This window comes from Methylacidimicrobium sp. B4, from assembly GCF_017310545.1.
Classification (GTDB): Bacteria; Verrucomicrobiota; Verrucomicrobiia; order Methylacidiphilales; family Methylacidiphilaceae; genus Methylacidimicrobium.
Map to the genome: position 1 here is coordinate 2,231,369 of NZ_CP066203.1, position 17,884 is coordinate 2,249,252.

14 protein-coding genes and 2 tRNA genes are annotated in these 17,884 nt (G+C 62.6%); 15 read left to right on the forward strand and 1 reads right to left on the reverse strand.

Going from position 1 to position 17,884, the window contains the following annotated elements; all coding sequences use genetic code 11:
• Positions 1 to 21: 21 nt before the first annotated feature.
• From fumC to rpoC, 15 genes are all read left to right on the forward strand, one after another.
• Complete coding sequence (gene fumC, locus MacB4_RS10455) at positions 22 to 1,416, forward strand: class II fumarate hydratase (protein WP_206865036.1); 1,395 nt, start codon at positions 22 to 24, stop codon at positions 1,414 to 1,416.
• A 2-nt stretch (positions 1,417 to 1,418) separates the two neighbouring features.
• On the forward strand, positions 1,419 to 1,895 hold the full coding sequence (locus MacB4_RS10460) for an adenylyltransferase/cytidyltransferase family protein (protein ID WP_206863760.1): 477 nt from the start codon (positions 1,419 to 1,421) through the stop codon (positions 1,893 to 1,895).
• Positions 1,892 to 2,503 carry a phosphoribosylglycinamide formyltransferase gene (gene purN, locus MacB4_RS10465; RefSeq protein ID WP_206863761.1) on the forward strand — a complete coding sequence of 204 codons (612 nt, stop codon included), beginning with the start codon at positions 1,892 to 1,894 and terminating at the stop codon, positions 2,501 to 2,503. Before MacB4_RS10460 ends, purN begins: the two co-directional genes overlap by 4 nt.
• The gene (gene xseA / locus MacB4_RS10470; RefSeq protein WP_206863762.1) at positions 2,482 to 3,864 is read left to right on the forward strand and encodes an exodeoxyribonuclease VII large subunit; all 1,383 of its coding nucleotides are present in this window, start codon (positions 2,482 to 2,484) and stop codon (positions 3,862 to 3,864) included. Before purN ends, xseA begins: the two co-directional genes overlap by 22 nt.
• 112 nt (positions 3,865 to 3,976) lie before the next feature.
• Positions 3,977 to 4,049, forward strand: a tRNA-Thr gene (locus tag MacB4_RS10475).
• A gap of 63 nt (positions 4,050 to 4,112) precedes the next feature.
• Complete coding sequence (gene tuf / locus MacB4_RS10480) at positions 4,113 to 5,297, forward strand: elongation factor Tu (protein WP_206863763.1); 1,185 nt, start codon at positions 4,113 to 4,115, stop codon at positions 5,295 to 5,297.
• A 55-nt stretch (positions 5,298 to 5,352) separates the two neighbouring features.
• Positions 5,353 to 5,425: transfer RNA gene (locus tag MacB4_RS10485), tRNA-Trp, on the forward strand.
• A gap of 38 nt (positions 5,426 to 5,463) precedes the next feature.
• Positions 5,464 to 5,736: a preprotein translocase subunit SecE gene (locus MacB4_RS10490; RefSeq protein WP_242529241.1), complete on the forward strand. Its 273-nt coding sequence runs from the start codon at positions 5,464 to 5,466 to the stop codon at positions 5,734 to 5,736.
• Positions 5,737 to 5,744: 8 nt separating this feature from the next.
• Positions 5,745 to 6,374 carry a transcription termination/antitermination protein NusG gene (gene nusG / locus MacB4_RS10495; protein ID WP_206863765.1) on the forward strand — a complete coding sequence of 210 codons (630 nt, stop codon included), beginning with the start codon at positions 5,745 to 5,747 and terminating at the stop codon, positions 6,372 to 6,374.
• 62 nt (positions 6,375 to 6,436) lie between these two features.
• The gene (gene rplK, locus MacB4_RS10500) at positions 6,437 to 6,862 is read left to right on the forward strand and encodes a 50S ribosomal protein L11 (protein WP_206863766.1); all 426 of its coding nucleotides are present in this window, start codon (positions 6,437 to 6,439) and stop codon (positions 6,860 to 6,862) included.
• Between the two features lie 51 nt (positions 6,863 to 6,913).
• On the forward strand, positions 6,914 to 7,627 hold the full coding sequence (gene rplA / locus MacB4_RS10505) for a 50S ribosomal protein L1 (RefSeq protein ID WP_206863767.1): 714 nt from the start codon (positions 6,914 to 6,916) through the stop codon (positions 7,625 to 7,627).
• A gap of 4 nt (positions 7,628 to 7,631) precedes the next feature.
• Positions 7,632 to 8,159, forward strand: a complete 528-nt coding sequence (rplJ, locus tag MacB4_RS10510; protein ID WP_206863768.1) for a 50S ribosomal protein L10 — start codon at positions 7,632 to 7,634, stop codon at positions 8,157 to 8,159.
• A gap of 187 nt (positions 8,160 to 8,346) precedes the next feature.
• On the forward strand, positions 8,347 to 8,733 hold the full coding sequence (gene rplL / locus MacB4_RS10515; protein WP_206863769.1) for a 50S ribosomal protein L7/L12: 387 nt from the start codon (positions 8,347 to 8,349) through the stop codon (positions 8,731 to 8,733).
• Positions 8,734 to 8,826: 93 nt separating this feature from the next.
• On the forward strand, positions 8,827 to 12,660 hold the full coding sequence (gene rpoB, locus MacB4_RS10520) for a DNA-directed RNA polymerase subunit beta (RefSeq protein WP_206863770.1): 3,834 nt from the start codon (positions 8,827 to 8,829) through the stop codon (positions 12,658 to 12,660).
• A gap of 66 nt (positions 12,661 to 12,726) precedes the next feature.
• Positions 12,727 to 16,911, forward strand: coding sequence for a DNA-directed RNA polymerase subunit beta' (rpoC, locus tag MacB4_RS10525; protein ID WP_206863771.1), 4,185 nt, complete (start codon positions 12,727 to 12,729; stop codon positions 16,909 to 16,911).
• Positions 16,912 to 16,985: 74 nt separating this feature from the next.
• Here rpoC and MacB4_RS10530 read toward each other — a convergent pair whose 3' ends face one another.
• Positions 16,986 to 17,873 carry a bifunctional 5,10-methylenetetrahydrofolate dehydrogenase/5,10-methenyltetrahydrofolate cyclohydrolase gene (locus MacB4_RS10530; protein WP_206863772.1) on the reverse strand — a complete coding sequence of 296 codons (888 nt, stop codon included), beginning with the start codon at positions 17,871 to 17,873 and terminating at the stop codon, positions 16,986 to 16,988.
• Between the last annotated feature and the right edge of the window lie 11 nt (positions 17,874 to 17,884).

Genomic DNA, 17,884 nt, shown 5'->3' on the forward strand with positions numbered 1-17,884 from the left:
CGTGCAGTGACGGAAGCTCCGATGCGGCAGGAGACGGACAGCCTGGGATCGATCGCCGTTCCGGCCGATCGCTATTACGGGGCGCAGACGGCGCGCTCGCTCGTTCATTTTGCGATCGGGGCGGAGCGGATGCCGATCGAGGTGATTCGGGCGCTTGCGATGCTGAAGAAGGCGGCGGCACTGGTCAACCAGGGTCTGGGAGTCCTTTCCGGGGAGAGAGCCAGATGGATCGTCGCGGCCGCAGAGGAGGTGCTGGCGGGAAAGTTTGACGACGAGTTTCCCCTGCGGGTCTGGCAGACCGGGAGCGGCACGCAATCGAACATGAATTGCAACGAGGTGATCGCGGGCCGCGCCAATGAGTTGGCCGCAGGGAGACGGGGAGGGAAGGCTCCGATCCACCCCAACGACGATGTCAATCGGTCGCAGTCCTCCAACGATGCTTTCCCTTCTGCCATGCATCTGGCGGTCGGTCTTGCGCTCCACCAGCGACTCTGTCCGGAATTGGAGCGGATGGTCGATTGCCTGCGGCGGCGGAGTCGGGAGTTCTCGGGGATCGTAAAGATCGGCCGGACCCACCTGATGGATGCGGTGCCGCTCACGCTCGGGCAGGAGTTCGGGGGGTACGTGGGGCAGCTCGAGCTGGCGCTAGCCGACCTCCGCGGCCGGATGCCTCCTCTTTACGGGTTGGCGATCGGCGGCACGGCTGTGGGGACGGGGCTCAACGCGCCCGCCGGCTTTGCGGAGGGAGTCTGCGCCAAGCTGGCGGAGTGGACGGGATTGCCCTTCTTCTCCGCTCCCAACAAGTTTGCCGCCTTGGCTTCCCATGAGCCTCTTTTGGCCGTCAGCTCTTCCCTGCGCAATCTGGCGGCTGCGCTTCTCAAGCTGGCCAACGACATCCGCTGGATGGGCTCGGGTCCGCGCTGCGGCCTCTCCGAGCTCCACCTGCCGGAAAACGAGCCGGGATCGTCCATCATGCCGGGAAAGGTCAATCCGACGCAATCGGAGGCGCTGGCCATGGTCTGCATCCAGGTCATGGGCGCAGATGCGGCGGTCGGGTTTGCGGGCTCGCAGGGGAATTTCGAGCTCAACGTGTTCAAGCCGATGATCGTGTTCAACGTCCTGAGCGCGATTCGCCTTTTGGGCGATTCCTGCCGGTCTTTCCGGGTCTTTTGCCTCGAAGGGCTGCAGCCGAATTCAGACGTGCTCCGCAGCGAGGTGGAGCGGTCGCTGATGCTCGTGACCGCACTCACCCCGCGGCTGGGTTACGACCGGGCGGCGAAGATCGCGCAGCGGGCTTATCACGAGCGGAAGACCATTCGGGAGGTTTGCCTAGGGGAGGGGTATCTGTCCATGGAGGAGTTTGATGCGCTGATCCGGCCGGAAGCAATGGTCGGCAACGGAGGAGCAGGGGGGTGAGGATGGGTACGTCTCGATTCGTCCCGATGACCGAGGTTCCTCACAGGCGAACGGAGCTCGAGGGGAAAAGGATCGTGGTGACCAATGGGTGCTTCGACCTGCTGCACGTTGGCCATCTCCGCTGCCTCGCCTTCGCTCGATCGCTCGGCGACCTGCTCTGGGTCGGGATCAACGACGACCAATCGGTGCGATCGCAGAAAGGGGAGCATCGGCCGATTCATCCGGCGTCGGAAAGAGCGGAGCTCCTTGCCGGTCTGCGTCCAGTCGATCTCGTGACGGTCTTCTCGGGCAGGCGGGCGACCCCGTTTCTCCAGGCGGCTCGGCCGTCGGTCTACGTCAAAGGGGGCGACTACCGGCGGGAGACACTCGATGCCGAGGAGCGGCAAGCCTTGGAAAGCATGGAGGTCGAGATTCAATTTTTCCCCCTGGTCGAGGGAAGGTCGACCAGTGCGGCCTGGGAGGCGTGGCAAAAGGGATGAGTTCCGAGCGCAAGGTGACGCTGGGTGTCCTCGGCTCGGGGCGCGGAACCAACTTTGCCGCGATCCGGGACGCCATTGCCGCGGGACGGCTTGCCGCATCGATTTCCGTCGTGATCAGCGATCGTGAGGATGCCCCGATCCTGGAGCTGGCGCGTGAAGGGAAGATCCCAACGGCGGTCTTGCGGAAGGGAAGTTTCCGCACCTGGCTCGAGCCGGACATTGAAGAAGAGCTCGCCCAGTGTCTTCGGCGGTTCCGGGTCGACCTGGTGGTTCTCGCCGGGTTCATGCGGGTTCTCAAGGGACCGCTCCTGGCTGCGTATCGGGGCAGAATCCTCAATATTCATCCTTCGCTTCTCCCAGCCTTCAAAGGGAAGGAGGCCTGGAGGCAGGCCCTGGAGGCGGGAGCCACCGAGGCGGGATGTACGGTCCACTGGGTGGAACCCGAGGTCGACAGCGGGCCGATCCTCGGCCAGGCGCGGGTTCCCATCCTGTCCGGAGATACGCCCGAACGCTTGCACGCGCGCATTCAGGAGGCCGAGCACCGCCTCTACCCGGAGGTCATTCAGAGCGTGATCGATCGAAAGTTATGGCTGGGGATCCACTCATAGAAGAGCAGGAGCTCGACTTCTGGGGGCAGACGAGGGCGGAGAGCGCAGCCGCCGGGGAGAGCGCCCAGAAGCCTCTTTCGGTCAGCGAGCTCAACCGGCGGGTACGCTCCCTTCTGGAGGCGGGCTTTCCCCAAGTATGGGTGGAGGGGGAGGTCTCGAACCTTCGGAGCCCGAGCTCAGGCCATGTCTATTTCACCCTCAAGGACGAGCAGGCGGTCATCCAGATCGTCCTTTTCCGCTCCGACGCGACCCGTTTGTCGATTCGGTTGCGGGAGGGCGCTGCCGTCATCGTCCGAGGGCGGCTGACCGTGTTCGAGGCTCGAGGCCAATACCAGATTATCGCCGCGGAGGTTCAGGCGCGAGGGGAAGGGGCTCTGCTTGAGCGGCTGGAGGCGCTCAAGAGAAAGCTGGCCGCCGAGGGGCTCTTTGACCCTGCCCGCAAGAAGAGTCTCCCCGCCTTCCCCGAGAAGGTCGGCCTGGTTACCTCCCTGAAGGGTGCGGTGATTCAAGACTTCCTGCGCATCTTGGAGAGAAGAGCGCCGGGGCTCGAGATTTGCGTGCGCGACGTTCCGGTGCAGGGAGCCCTGGCGGCTCGCGCGATTGCCGCGGCGATCCGGGCCTTTAGCGGGCCGCCGGCGGTCGACGTTTTGGTCGTCGCTCGCGGCGGGGGCAGCCTCGAGGATCTTTGGCCCTTCAACGAGGAGGTCGTCGCCCGTGCTCTCGCCGAGTGTCCCGTGCCGACCGTCTCGGGGGTCGGTCATGAAACCGATTTTACCATTGCCGATTTGGCCGCTGATCTGAGAGCGCCCACCCCCTCCGCCGCGGCGGAGCTGATCGCCCGCGATTGGAGCGACTGGCGGGCGGAGGTGGCGCAGCTCCGAACCAGGGGGGAGCGGGCCGTGGCGCGTGTGCTGGAGCTCGCTCGGGAACGGCTCGCACGACTGGCCGGCAGCCCATTCTTCCATGAGCCCCGTCGTCTGATCCTGCGTTGGCAGCAGACGCTCGATGAGGAGGAAGAGGAGCTTGGGCGCTCGCTGCAGCGAGCGGTCACGATCAAGAGGGAGCGGTGGGAATATCTGGTGCGCCATTGGAAGTCCCTCCGATGCGAGGAGCAGATCCGCCGCCGCTCGGAGCAGGTCGGCCAATGGGCGGCGCGGCTGGCCGCTCTGAGCCCGGAGGCGACCTTGCAGCGGGGATATGCGATTGCTTTCGACGAAGAAGGCTCTATTCTGCGAGTAGCCTCTCCCGATCTGATCGGCAGAGAGGTAGGGGTTCGCCTCGCCTCCGGGCGCTTCGACGCGCGGGTCCTCCGCCTCCCCCCGGGGGATTCGCAGGCGAGCGGGGAGGGGGAACCCGGCTGAGAATCTTTATCTTTCGGGGCAATGGCAAGCTTGACATTCACGGTCCGGTTGGCAATGGTTATCGTTCTCTCAAGGACGGGGTCTTGTCCCAAAAGAAGGGGAAGCGGCGATTGCCCATGTAGCTCAGTTGGCAGAGCACGTCCTTGGTAAGGACGAGGTCACCGGTTCAAGCCCGGTCATGGGCTCGGCCGCAAGGAAGGCAGTTTGATGAATCGGAAGGATTAAGAAGAAGGGAGCGAGGAGTATTCATGGCGAAAGAGAGTTTCGTACGTTCGAAGCCGCATGTGAATGTAGGCACCATCGGGCATGTGGATCATGGGAAAACCACGCTGACTGCGGCGATTACCTCTGTCCTTGCCAAGAAGGGTCTTGCGGAGAAGAAGGGTTACGATCAGATCGACAACGCTCCGGAAGAGCGCGAGCGCGGCATTACGATCAGCACCACGCACGTCGAATACCAGTCGGACCATCGACACTACGCTCATGTCGACTGCCCGGGACATGCCGACTACATCAAGAACATGATCACCGGTGCGGCTCAGATGGACGGGGCCATTCTCGTGGTCAGCGCTCCGGACGGCCCGATGCCGCAGACCCGTGAGCACATCCTTCTCGCTCGCCAGGTCGGGGTTCCTGCGATCGTCGTCTTTCTCAACAAGGTCGACATGGTCGACGACCAGGAGCTGATCGATCTGGTCGAGCTAGAGGTCCGCGAGCTGCTGAGCAAGTACGAGTTTCCCGGCGACAAGATCCCGATCGTACGGGGAAGTGCGCTCAAGGCCTTGGAGGGCGATCCCGAGCACGAGAAGAACATCATGGCGCTGATCGCCGCGATGGATGAGTATATTCCGATCCCGGAACGTCCGAAGGACCTGCCCTTCCTCATGCCGGTCGAGGATGTCTTCAATATCGAGGGTCGCGGAACGGTGGTGACCGGCCGCGTCGAGCGGGGGATCCTCAAGCGGATGGAAGAGGTCGAGATCGTCGGGATCCGGCCTACGGTGAAGACCGTGGTGACCGATATCGAAATGTTTCGCAAGATCCTGGAATCGGCCGAAGCTGGGGACAATGTCGGCGTTCTGCTCCGGGGCACCAAGAAGGAAGATGTCGAGCGGGGCCAGGTCGTTGCCAAGCCCGGGAGCATCACTCCTCACACGAGGTTCAAGGCCCAGGTCTACGTACTGACCAAGGAAGAAGGTGGACGCCATACGCCCTTCTTTGCGGGATATCGGCCTCAATTCTATTTCCGGACCACCGATGTCACGGGCAACGTGAAGTTGAAGGAAGGGGTCGAGATGGTGATGCCCGGAGACAATGTGGAGGTAGAAGTCGAGTTGATCACTCCCATCGCGATGGAGAAGGCGATGCGGTTTGCCATCCGGGAAGGCGGGAAGACCGTAGGAGCCGGGAGGGTAGTGGAGATCCTCGCCTAGCGAAGGGGTTGAATCCGGGCGCGAATCTGCTTATCTACTATCAGACCCGAAAAACAGGGCAGTAGCTCAATTGGTAGAGTAGCGGTCTCCAAAACCGTCGGTTGGGGGTTCGAGTCCCTCCTGCCCTGCGGCTATGCTTACTATTTCTTTATCAACGTGGATTGCGTTGGCGCTCGCGGTTGCGGGCGCCGCTGCCCTCGGCTGGTTGTGGGTGCGGCAGCGAAAACGGGTGGAGACCTTTCTGGCCGAGGTCTCCGGAGAGCTCAAAAAGTGTGCATGGCCATGGGAGCCCCAAGAAAAGGGGGTGCGCCGATACCGGGAGTTGATCGACTCGACCGTGGTCGTGGCGATTTCCTCGGTCTTGTTGGCCGCGGTGGTGACGCTGGCAGATTTCTTGCTGGTTAGGGTGGTCGGGTTTGTCACCAGGTTGCACTTGTAGGACGCTGGATGAAACCGCTGGAAGAAGCGCACGGGACCGGGTTGACCAAGGAGCAGGGCCGCGAGGACCATGCGCAGCCCTCGGAGGAGCAGGGGCAGTGGTATGTCCTTCATGTGCTCTCTTCCCACGAAGGGCGGGTCAAGAAGAGCATCGAGAAGCGGATCCAGACCGAGGAGATGGGAGATCTGATCGGGCAAGTGGTCATCCCGGTGGAACGGGTTTCGGAGATTCGCCGGGGTAAGCGCGTCCAGATGGACCGGAAGATCTACCCCGGCTACGTCTTTGTCCGGATGCGCCTCCGCGATGCCCGGGACAAGCTGATCGAAAAGAGCTGGTACTTCATTCGCGAGACGCCGGGGGTGATCGGATTTGCTGGCGGGGAGAACCCGTTGCCGATGCCCTCCGACCAGGTGAGCGACATCTTGCGCCAGATGGAAGAGGGCCAGGAGCGACCCACGCCCAAGACCTCCTTTACCGTTGGTGATCGGGTGAAGGTGGGTGACGGGCCCTTCTTGAACTCGGAAGGTGTGGTGGAAGAGGTGGACCTGGAGCGCGGCAAGCTCTGGATTTCCGTCAACATGTTCGGTCGCTCGACGCCGGTAGAGCTCGAGTTCTGGCAAGTGGAAAAAGCAACATAAGAGGATCTTAGGCAGAAGCTTGCTCTTGATTCTGATAGACGGGTGAGGGAGGCAGGAAGACAATGGCCAAGGAAGTGCATGCGATCGTCAGGCTCCAGATACCGGCCGGGCAAGCGAATCCCGCTCCGCCGGTAGGTCCGGCACTCGGACAGCACGGTGTCAACATCATGGGGTTTTGCAAGGAGTTCAACGCGAAGACGCAGAAGGAGGCGGGGATGCTGCTTCCGGTCGTCATCACGATCTACAAGGACAAGTCGTTCACCTTCATCACCAAATCCCCTCCGGCGGCGGTCCTGCTGAAAAAGGCGGCCAACATCGCCACCGCATCGAAGGAGCCCAATCGCGTCAAGGTGGCGAAGGTGGCGAAGGCGCAGGTGATGGAGATCGTTCGGCAGAAGAAGAAGGATTTGAATGCGAGCTCCGATGAAGCCGCTTTCCGCATCATTGCCGGTACGGCGCGCAGCATGGGAATTGACATCGAAGGGTAGCGTAAAGGTGACGGGTCCGATGGATCGCTCGGAAAACGAAGGGAGAAAGACGTGAGTTCGAGACGAAGCAAGCGCTATCGCGAGGCGGCGAAGCAGCTCGAGTCGGGTAAGTCTTACGAGATCGGCCAAGCCCTTGAGGCCTTGGCGAAGATGCCCAAGGCCCGCTTCGACGAGTCGGTGGAGCTGTCGATGCATCTGGGGGTCGATCCGAAGCAAGGCGATCAGATGGTGCGTGGCAGCCTTCGGCTCCCGCACGGCTCAGGCAAGAAGGTCCGCATCGCCGTCTTCGCCCGGGGTTCGGCGGCCGAGGCGGCCAAGGCGGCTGGAGCCGATTTTGTCGGCTTTGAGGATCTGATCAAAAGGGTCTCCGAGGGGTTTACCGACTTTGATGTCGCCGTCGCGACGCCGGATGCCATGCAGGAGGTCCGCAAGCTTGGTCGGGTTCTCGGTCCGCGGGGCCTGATGCCCAATCCTCGCACCGGAACGGTCACCGACGATGTGGCCGGCGCGGTCGCCGAATGTCAGGCGGGCCGGGTCGAGTTCAAAATGGATAAGAGTGCCAATGTGCATGTCGTCATCGGGCGTCGATCGTTCTCCGTTGTCGCTTTGCAAGAAAATGCCGTGCAGGCGATGGATGCGGTCCAAAAGGCGAAACCGGCAACGGCGAAGGGGCGCTACCTCGAGTCGCTGACCCTGTCGGCGACGGTGAGCCCGAGCATTCCGCTCGATCCGAGTGCCTGGCAGCGCAAGGAGAAGAAGGGATGAGATCATGAGGCCGGAAAAAGAATTTCTCTCGAATGAGATCCAGGATTGGCTCGAAGGGTCGGCCTATGTCCTGTTCGTCGACTATACCGGTCTTCGCGCGGAGGAGTTCCGCGAGCTGCGGCAGCGGCTGGCTGCCGCCGGGGCGCGCTGCCGTGTGGCGAAGAACCAGGCGTTGACACGGATCCTCCGGAAAGGGCGGCAGCTGCCGGAGGAGTGGACGCTCAAGGGGCAGGTCGCGGCGATCGCGCACGGCGATCTGATTGCCGCCGCGAAAGTCCTCCGGAATTTCACGGCGGAATTCACTCGTCCGAAGCTGGCGGGTGGTCTGCTGGATCAGGCGCTTCTCGGCACCTCCGAGGCGATCGCGCTGGCGGACCTCCCGGGACGAGAGGAGCTGCTGGCGAAGCTGCTCGGGCTCCTGCAGGCGCCGGCCAGCCGGTTGCTCTGCGTGCTGGCGGAACCCTCCCGGGCGTTGGCGCGAGCCGTGGCCGCTCATGAAACGCAGTTGGGGGGCAAGCCGCCAGAGGCGTGAGCGGGAGGCGGGGGGATTGGCAACGGCGAGCACGACAGCAGATACAATACCGAGCTTCGGAGAATGGGCCGAAGGGGGCGATCCGGCATCGCCCGCAGTGAAGGGACAAGGATCCTGCTAGCCTCGGAGCCCTCCGAGGAGAATCGTCGACGCGGGCGCGTGGCGCTACGGGATCGGAAAGGAAATCATGGCAGACTTGAATGCGGTAGTGGAGCAGCTGAGCAACCTTACGGTTCTCGAAGTAGCACAATTGGTCAAGCAGCTGGAGGAGAAGTGGGGTGTCAGCGCTGCGGCACCTGTGGCGGTAGCGGCCGCCGCTCCGGCGGCTGGAGGCGAAGGCCAGAAGCCAGCGGAAGAGAAGACGGCCTTCAACGTCATCCTGAAGGCGGTGGGCGGCAACAAGATTGCGGTCATCAAGGAAGTGCGGGCCGCGGTTTCGGGACTCGGTCTGGCCGAAGCAAAGGCCTTGGTGGAAAGCGCTCCCAAGCCCGTCAAGGAGGGAGTCACCAAGGAAGAAGCAGAAGCCATCAAGAAGAAGATCGAGGCGGCCGGCGCGCAGGTCGAGATTGAGTAGGCGGGCCGGACGGCGTCAGGAAAGGGAGCATCGGAGCCCGGTGGGGAAACCGGCCGGGCTGGCCGAATCGGTCGGGATATTGCGGACAATGGCATGAGCACAAGAGCTTGGCAGCGAGTAAACTTCGGAAAGATCGTAGAATCGGTACCCTTGCCGAACCTGATCGCGCATCAGATTCGCTCCTATGAGGAGTTTCTCCAGCTGGGCGTGCCCACGGGCGAGCGGAAGCCCGAAGGGCTCCACGGGGTCTTCCTGGAAGTCTTCCCGATCGAGAGCTATGATGGCAAGGTCCGCCTGGAATACCTCTCCTACGACGCGACACCGCCCAAGTTCTCGCCTCTCCACTGCCTGCAAAACGGCGAGACCTATGCCGCCGCCTTGTATGTGACCTTTCGTCTGCGCGACGAGAACGGGATCAAGGAAGAGCGCGTCTACATGGGCGAGCTTCCCTTGATGACCGAGCACGGAAGCTTCGTGATCAACGGGGCTGAGCGAGTCATCGTCAGTCAGCTCCACCGTTCTCCCGGGATCTGCTTCGAGTCGAGCCTCCATATGAACGGGAAGATGCTCTACTCCTTCCGCGTGATTCCGGATCGGGGCACCTGGCTCGAGGTCGCCTTCGACACGAGCGACCTTCTCCATGTCCACCTGGACCGGAGGAAGAAGCGGAGGAAGTTCCTCGTGACGACGCTGCTGCGGGCTCTCGGGCATGGGAGCGATGAGGAGATCCTGAGCCTCTTTTACCCGGTGGAAGACCTCGATCTCGAAGCGGCTCCGCCGAGCGACGAAGACCTGCCCCACAAGGTCTTGGTCTGCGAGGCGCGCGACCCGCGCGATGCGGACAAGGTGCTGGTGAGGGGGCTGGAGCCGCTCACGAAGACGGCCGTCCGCCTTCTCCTGGAGGCTGACGTCAAGGTTGTCCGCGTCGTCGACATCCGGGAAGACGACACGATCGTCAAATGCCTGCGCCGTGATGCGGCTCGCGATCAGACCGAGGCGCTCAAGGAGATCTATCGGCGGCTGCGACCTGGGGATCCGCCGACCGAGGCGAATGCGAAGCTCCTGCTCAAGAGGCTCCTCTTCGATCCGAAGCGGTACGACGTGGGACGGGTCGGGAGATACAAGCTCAATCAGAAGCTGGGGATCGAAGCGAGCCCGGACACTCGTACGCTCACACCCGAGGATATCGTAGCGGCCACCCGCTACTTGATCTCCCTCCAACATGGGGAAGGGACAACGGACGATATCGACCATTTGGGCAACCGGCGCGTGCGGAGCGTCGGCGAGCTCGTAGCGAGTCAGTGCCGGATCGGCCTGGCTCGGACCGAGCGGCTCGTCAAGGAGCGGATGACCCTCTTCGATGTGAACGCAGAGGGAATGACACCGCAGAAGCTCATCAATCCGAAGGCGCTTTCGGCAACGATCCGCGACTTCTTCGCCCGCAGCCAGCTCTCCCAGTTGATGGATCAGATCAATCCGCTCTCCGAGCTTACGCACAAGCGGCGTCTTTCAGCCCTTGGGCCTGGCGGTCTTTCTCGCGAGCGGGCGGGCTTCGAGGTGCGCGACGTTCATCCCTCCCACTATGGGCGCATCTGCCCGATCGAGACTCCGGAGGGACCGAACATCGGCTTGATCGCCTCGATGTCCTGCTTCAGCCGCTTCAACGACTATGGTTTTCTGGAGACGCCCTACCGGAAGGTGGTGAACGGCAGGGCGACGAACGAGATCGCCTATCTGTCGGCCGATCAGGAAGAGAACGTCATCATCGGCATGGCCAGCACTCCCGTCGCAGAGAGCGGGCTCATCCAGGGAAAGCGTGTCGCCGTCCGCTTTCGCGGGGAGTTCATGGAGGTCGATCGGGAGAAGGTCAACTACCTCGACGTCTCGTCCAAGCATATGGTCTCGGTCGCAACGGCGCTCATCCCGTTCCTGGAGCATGACGACGCCAACCGCGCGCTGATGGGATCGAACATGCAGCGGCAGGCGGTTCCGCTCCTGAGCCCCGAAGCGCCGATCGTCGGGACCGGGATGGAACGCCGCGTCGTGGAAGACGTGGGTGCGGTCCTCCTCAGCGATGTCGAGGGAAAGGTCGTCTCGGTGACCGGTACCGAGATCGTGATCGAGCCTACGGCGGGCGAGGTCGAGAAGCGGAAGAGGGGCAAGCACGAGAGCGGGCTGCGCACCCTTTCACTCCGAAAGTTCATGCGTTCGAACGCGGGAACCTGCATCAACCAGAAACCGATCGTTCGAGTGGGGGAGATGGTCAAGCGGGGGGATCCGCTGGCCGACGGGCCGTCCACCGCGAATGGCGAGCTGGCCCTCGGGCAAAATCTGGTTGTCGCCTTCATGCCGTGGAATGGATATAACTTCGAGGACGCGATCGTCCTTTCCGAGCGGCTGGTCAAGGAGGATCTGTTTACGAGCGTCCATGTCGACGAATTCGAGATCGTCGCCCGCGACACGAAGCTGGGACCCGAGGAGATTACCCGGGACATTCCGAATGTCGGGGATGATGCGCTCAAGAATCTCGGGAGCGACGGCATTGTCCGGATCGGCGCCGAGGTCAAGCCGGGCGACATCCTCGTTGGCAAGATCAGTCCAGTGAGCGAGACCGAGCTCGCTCCGGAGGAGCGGCTGTTGCGCGCGATCTTCGGCGACAAGGCGGCCGACGTGAAGGACTCGTCGTTGCGGGTTCCCTCCGGGACGAGCGGCATCGTCATGGATGTCCGGGTGAGCAGCCATCAGTCGAAGGCGGAGAAGGAAAAGCTCGGCATGAGCGAAGCCAAGCAGAAGATCAAGGAGATCGAAGGCCGCTACGAGCAGAAGGAAAACGAGCTCAAGGAAGAGCTGACCCAGGCGCTCTCCAACATCCTGCTCAACGAGAAGATTCCCCTCGATGTCGTAGACGCGGAAACCGGAGAGATCCTGATTCCGGCAAACCGCAAGATCACCAAGACCCTCCTGCGGAAGATGGCCGCTTGCTGCGACCACATCGAGATCGATCCCAGCCCGATTCGAACCAAGATCTTCGAGATCATCGGGAGCTTCGAGTCGAAGTTCGAGCAGTTGCGCAACGATAAGGAAGGCGAGCTCGATCAAGTGGAGAGCCGGGAGGAGATCGAGCCCGGAATCGTCAAGCAGGTCAAGGTCTACATCGCCAGCAAGAGGAAGATCTCGATCGGCGACAAGATGGCCGGACGGCATGGGAACAAGGGGGTCGTCTCCCGCATCGTTCCCGTCGAGGATATGCCATTCCTGCCGGATGGCACACCCGTCGACATCGTGCTCAATCCGCTGGGCGTCCCATCCCGGATGAATGTAGGACAGGTGCTCGAGACGCACCTGGGCATTGCCGCCAGGAAGTTGGGCTTCGCGGTCGCAACCCCCGTCTTCGATGGGGTGAAGGAGGAAGAGATCCGCAAATTCCTGCGGGAGGCTGGACTCGACGAGGACGGAAAGACCTATCTCTACGACGGCCGCACTGGAGATCGCTTTGACCAGCGGGTGGTCGTGGGCGTCATCTACATGATGAAGCTCAACCACATGGTGGCCGACAAGATTCACGCCCGCGCGGTCGGTCCGTACGCCCTGGTGACCCAGCAGCCGCTCGGCGGGAAGGCGCAATACGGCGGGCAGCGTTTCGGCGAGATGGAAGTCTGGGCCATGGAGGCCTATGGCGCAGCCTACACGCTTCAGGAAATGCTTACCGTAAAATCGGACGACGTTTCGGGAAGGACGAGGATCTACGAGACAATCGTGAAAGGGGAGAACTTCCTGGAACCCGGTCGGCCGGAATCGTTCAACGTTCTGGTCAAGGAGCTGCAAGGGCTCTGCCTGGATCCGAAGATCGGCGTTCGGGGTGCATCCGAGCTCGATCTGGCGGATGGCGAAGCGCGAAGGGCTCCTGCTGGTCCGGAAGCGGCATGACGGGCTTGGGTGGTTTTGTGGAAGGGGAAGGCGGCCGCAAAAAGCGGAGCGCCCGGGAGGGATAGTATGGTTACCGAAAGCATGACGGCTCGAGAAATCCTAGGGTTGGAACGATCGAGCGATTTCAGCGAAGCGTGCATTACGATCGCCTCGCCCGAAACCGTGGAATCGTGGAGCAAAGGCGAGGTCAAGAACCCCGAAACGATTAACTACCGCACCTTCAAGCCCGAAAAAGGGGGGCTCTTCTGCGAGCGCATCTTCGGCCCGACCAAGGACTGGGAGTGCGCTTGCGGGAAGTATAAGCGAATCAAGTACAAGGGGGTCGTTTGCGATCGATGTGGCGTCGAGGTGACCCTTTCCCGCGTCCGGCGGCAGCGGATGGGGCACATCCGGCTCGCCGTGCCCGTCGCGCACATCTGGTTCCTCAAATGCATGCCGAGCCGTCTCGGGCTCATGATGGACATGACCGCCCGCGACCTCGAGCGGGTGATCTACTACGAGGATTATCTCGTCATCGATCCGGGCCAGACTCCGCTGCGCCCGAAGCAGCTTCTGACCGAGCAGGAGCACCGGGATGCGGTGGCTCAGTATGGGGAGGCCTCCTTCGTCGCCAAGATGGGAGCCGAGGCCATCCGGGACTGCCTGCAGCAGCTCGACCTGGGCGAGCTCGTGACCCAGCTCACGCAGAGCATGGATCAGACCCGGAGCAAGCAGCTCCGGAAGAAGATGGCGAAGCGGCTCAAGCTGGTCCAAGGGTTCCTGAGCGTTGGTACGCATCCCGAGTGGATGATCCTGGAAATCCTTCCGGTCATCCCGCCCGACCTCCGACCGCTCGTTCCCTTGGAAGGAGGGCGCTTTGCCACATCCGATCTCAACGATCTCTACCGGAGGGTGATCAACCGGAACAACCGTCTTCGCACCCTGTTGCAGCTCAAAACGCCGGAGGTGATCATCCGGAACGAGAAGCGGATGCTCCAGGAGGCCGTCGACGCGCTGCTGGATAACGGCAGGCACGGCAGGGCCGTGACCGGCGTGGGGAACCGGCCTCTCAAGTCGCTTTCGGACATGCTCCGCGGGAAGACGGGGCGTTTCCGCATGAACCTCTTGGGGAAGCGGGTGGATTACAGCGGCCGGTCGGTGATCGTGGTCGGGCCGGAGCTGAAGCTCAACCAGTGTGGCTTGCCCAAGAAGATGGCTCTGGTGCTTTTCGAGCCGTTCATGATCCGGAGGCTCCGGGAGCTGGGACATGTCCACACGGTGCGCAGCGCCAAGAAGATGATCGAAAAGCAGGATCCCCTCGTCTGGGACATTCTCGATCAGGTTACCCAGGGGCACCCGGTGCTCCTGAACCGGGCTCCGACGCTTCACCGTCTCTCGGTGCAAGCTTTCGAGCCGGTTCTGATCGAAGGGGACGCCATCCGGATCCATCCGCTGGTCTGCACCGCCTACAATGCGGACTTCGACGGCGACCAGATGGCGGTTCACGTGCCTCTTTCGATCGAGGCGCAGATGGAGGCGCGGCTGCTCATGCTCGCCTCCCAGAACATCTTTTCCCCTTCGAGCGGACGGCCGATCATGACGCCCACGCAGGACATCACCCTCGGCTGCTACTACCTCACGCAGGCACCGCACCGCCTTCCGCCGGGATCGCCGCAGCCGAGGCGTCCCATCTTTTCGGACGCGGACGAGGTGCTCTTCGCCCTGGCCGAGGGGGTGATCAAGACCCATGACCTCATTCTCTTCGCGAATCCGGACTTCGGCCGGAATACGCTGCTCGGAGACAAGGAGAAGAAGTTTCTCGAAACGACCCCCGGGAGAGTGATCTTTCACCAGATTTGGCCGAAGGACATGGGCTTCTTCAACAAGCCTGCGGGAAAGAAGCAGCTGGGCGAGCTCATTCTCCGTTGCTATCAGCTCGTGGGCCGGGAAGAGACCGCAGCCTGTCTCGACCGGCTGAAACGGGTAGGTTTCCAGGAGGCGACGCGGGCGGGGATTTCCATCGGGATGAGCGACATGATCATTCCGGAGGAGAAGGCTCGGGTCGTGGCGAAGGCGCAAGACCGCGTGAGCGTCGTGGAGCGCCAGTACCGTTCGGGTGCCATCACCGACGGAGAGAGATACAACAAGATCGTCGACATCTGGACCCAGGCCACCGACGAGATCTCCGGCCTGATCTTCCGAACGCTGGAAAGCAGCCGGGAGCGCACCGAGTTCAATCCGCTCTTCCTGATGGTTGATTCGGGGGCCCGAGGGAATCGCCAGCAGGTGCGTCAGCTGGCGGGGATCCGGGGCCTGATGGCGAAGCCGTCCGGAGAAATCATCGAGCGCCCCATTACCTCCAACTTCCGCGAAGGGCTTTCGGTCCTCGAATATTTCATTAGCACCCATGGAGCGCGGAAGGGCTTGGCGGATACCGCGCTCAAGACGGCCGACGCAGGCTATATGACCCGAAAGCTCCATGACGTGGCGCAGGACGTGGTGATCACCGAAGAGGATTGCGGAACGACCAACGGGTTGATCGCCCAGGCGATCTATGAGGGCGACGAGGAGATCGTCAAGCTGAGCGACCGGATTTACGGCCGGGTCTCGTGCGAGGACATCACCGATCCGGTCACTCGGAAGAAGCTGGTGGCGAACGGGGATCTCTTCGACGACGCGAAGGCGCGCGCCATTGAGCAGCTGGGCGTTGAGAAGGTGCGCATCCGCTCGGCCCTCACCTGCGAAAGCAAGTGGGGAGTTTGTGCCAAGTGCTATGGGCTCAACCTTGCGACCAACCGGATGGCGAAGCTCGGCGAGTCAGTCGGGGTGATCGCCGCTCAATCGATCGGCGAGCCGGGTACTCAGCTGACGATGCGGACATTCCACATCGGGGGGACCGCATCACAGATCTTCAAGCAGCCGCAGATCCGAGCCAAGAATGACGGGATTGTCCAATACGTGGACCTGCGCGTGGTCCGGTCGCTGGACGGCAACTTTGTCGTCCTGAACAAATCCGGATTCCTTTCCGTCGTCGATCCGTCCGGCCGCGAGCTCGAGCGCCATACGATCGTCATGGGCAGCCTCGTCTCGGTGGCGGACGGGGGCGAGGTGAAGAAGGGGCAGGTATTCGTTCAGTGGGATCCGTACAACGTGCCGGTGCTGACGGAGAAGGCGGGTGTAGTGGAGTTCCACGACATCATTGAGGGAGTCACGGTCAAGAAGGAGCTCGACGAGGCGACCAAGCAGATTGGAACGGTCGTGATCGAGCATAAGCACGATCTCCACCCGCAAATCGTGATTCGGGATCCAAAGAGCGGAGAGGTGCTCGCCTTCTACGGCATCCCGGCCGGAGCCCGAATCGAGGTCAAGCCGAAAGAGGAGGTCGCTGCCGGGCAGCGAATCGCTCGGACGCCGCGGAAGCTCGTCAAGACCAAGGACATCACCGGGGGCCTGCCGCGCGTGGCCGAGCTCTTCGAGGCGCGGCGCCCGAAAGATTCGGCGGAAATCGCCCGGATCGATGGAGTCATCGAGGACGGGGGCATCGTCCGCGGCAAGCGTCGCCTCCTGATTCAGGATCCGCAATCGGGGCAGGAAGAGGAGCATCTGATCCCGCTCTCCAAGCACCTGATCGTCTTCAAGGGCGACGTCGTCCGCAAAGGCCAGCAGCTCACCGAGGGCCCGATCGTCCCGCAGGAGATCCTGGAGGTCGGCGGGGTGCAGGAGCTTCAGGAATATCTGCTCAACGAAGTGCAGGAGGTCTATCGTCTCCAGGGAGTCGAGATCAACGACAAGCATGTCGAGATCATCATCCGGCAGATGTTGCGCAAGGTGAAGATCCTCGATGCGGGGGATACCGCGTTCCTTTGGGGAGAGCAGATCGACCGGCTGGAGTTCGAGCGAGCGAACCGCGAAGTAGAGGCCAAAGGAGGCAAGCCCGCCGAGGGGGTCCCCGTACTGCTCGGCATCACCAAGGCCTCGGTGGAGACCGAGAGCTTTATCGCCGCGGCGAGCTTCCAGGATACCACGCGGGTCCTCACCGAGGCCGCGACGCTCGGGAAGGTCGACAAGCTCCGAGGCTTCAAGGAAAACATCATCATGGGCCACTTGATCCCGGCGGGTACGGGATTCCGCACCTATCGCCATCTCCGGCTGGTGGAGCACGGCGAGCCGCCCGCGCAGCAACCCTTGGGCGAGGAGGAGGCTCCTTCCGGGAAGCCGCAGTGGAGCCAGCTGCTCCAAAGGGCCTCTGCCGGTAGCTCGAGCAGCGAGTAGCCGATGGCTGGCCTTGCGTCGGCGCCGGGAAGACCGGCGTCAGCGGAGGAAAGGGAAGGGTCGTCTTCGCGGGCTCAGGCGGCGAGCCGCTCTGCGGCCTCCACCGTATTTGCCAGGAGCATGGCGATGGTCATGGGGCCGACTCCTCCCGGATTCGGGGTGAGCCAGGCGGCGGTCCGAAGCGCTTCGGAGAAGTGAACGTCACCGACGATCCGGCTTCCTCCCGGAAGAGAGGGATCCGGCAGACGGGAGACGCCCACATCGACGACGACCGCTCCCGGCTTGATCATCGGGCCGCGAACGAATTCGGCCTTCCCGAGTGCGGCGATCAGAAAGTCGGCTCGCCGGCAATGTTCCGGAATGTGCCGGCTCTGCGAGTGGAGAACCGTGACCGTCGCATCGCCTTGCGCTCCCTTGCCCAGCAGCAGAGCCGCAAGAGGCTTTCCCACGATGTTGCTCCTTCCCAGGATCACGACTTCTGCTCCGGCCGTTACGAGGCCATAGTGCCGGAAGATCGCGCAGATTCCCGCCGGGGTGCACGGAGGGAAGCCGGAAGGGTCGCCCAAGAGCAACTTGCCGGCATTGACGGGATGAAAGCCGTCGATGTCCTTCGAAGGATCGATCGCTTGGCAGACGACCTCCGCCCGAATCTGTCGGGGAAGGGGCATCTGCACCAAGACGCCGTGGGTCCCGGGGTCGCGGTTCTTCTCCTCGAGCCGACCGAGGAGCTCCTGCTCTGCGGCCGCGGCCGGCAGGACCACCACTTCGGAACGGATGCCCACCTCCCTCGCCCGTTTCTCCTTCATGCGAACGTAGAGCTCCGAGGCGGGATCCTCGCCGACCCGAAAGAACGCGACGGAGGGTTCGACCCCCTGCTGCCGCAGCTTCTCGACTCGAGCCCTGGTCCGCTCATGGACAGCGGCGGCCACCACCCGACCGTCGAGCAATTTGGCCTGATGCATCACTTTTCTCC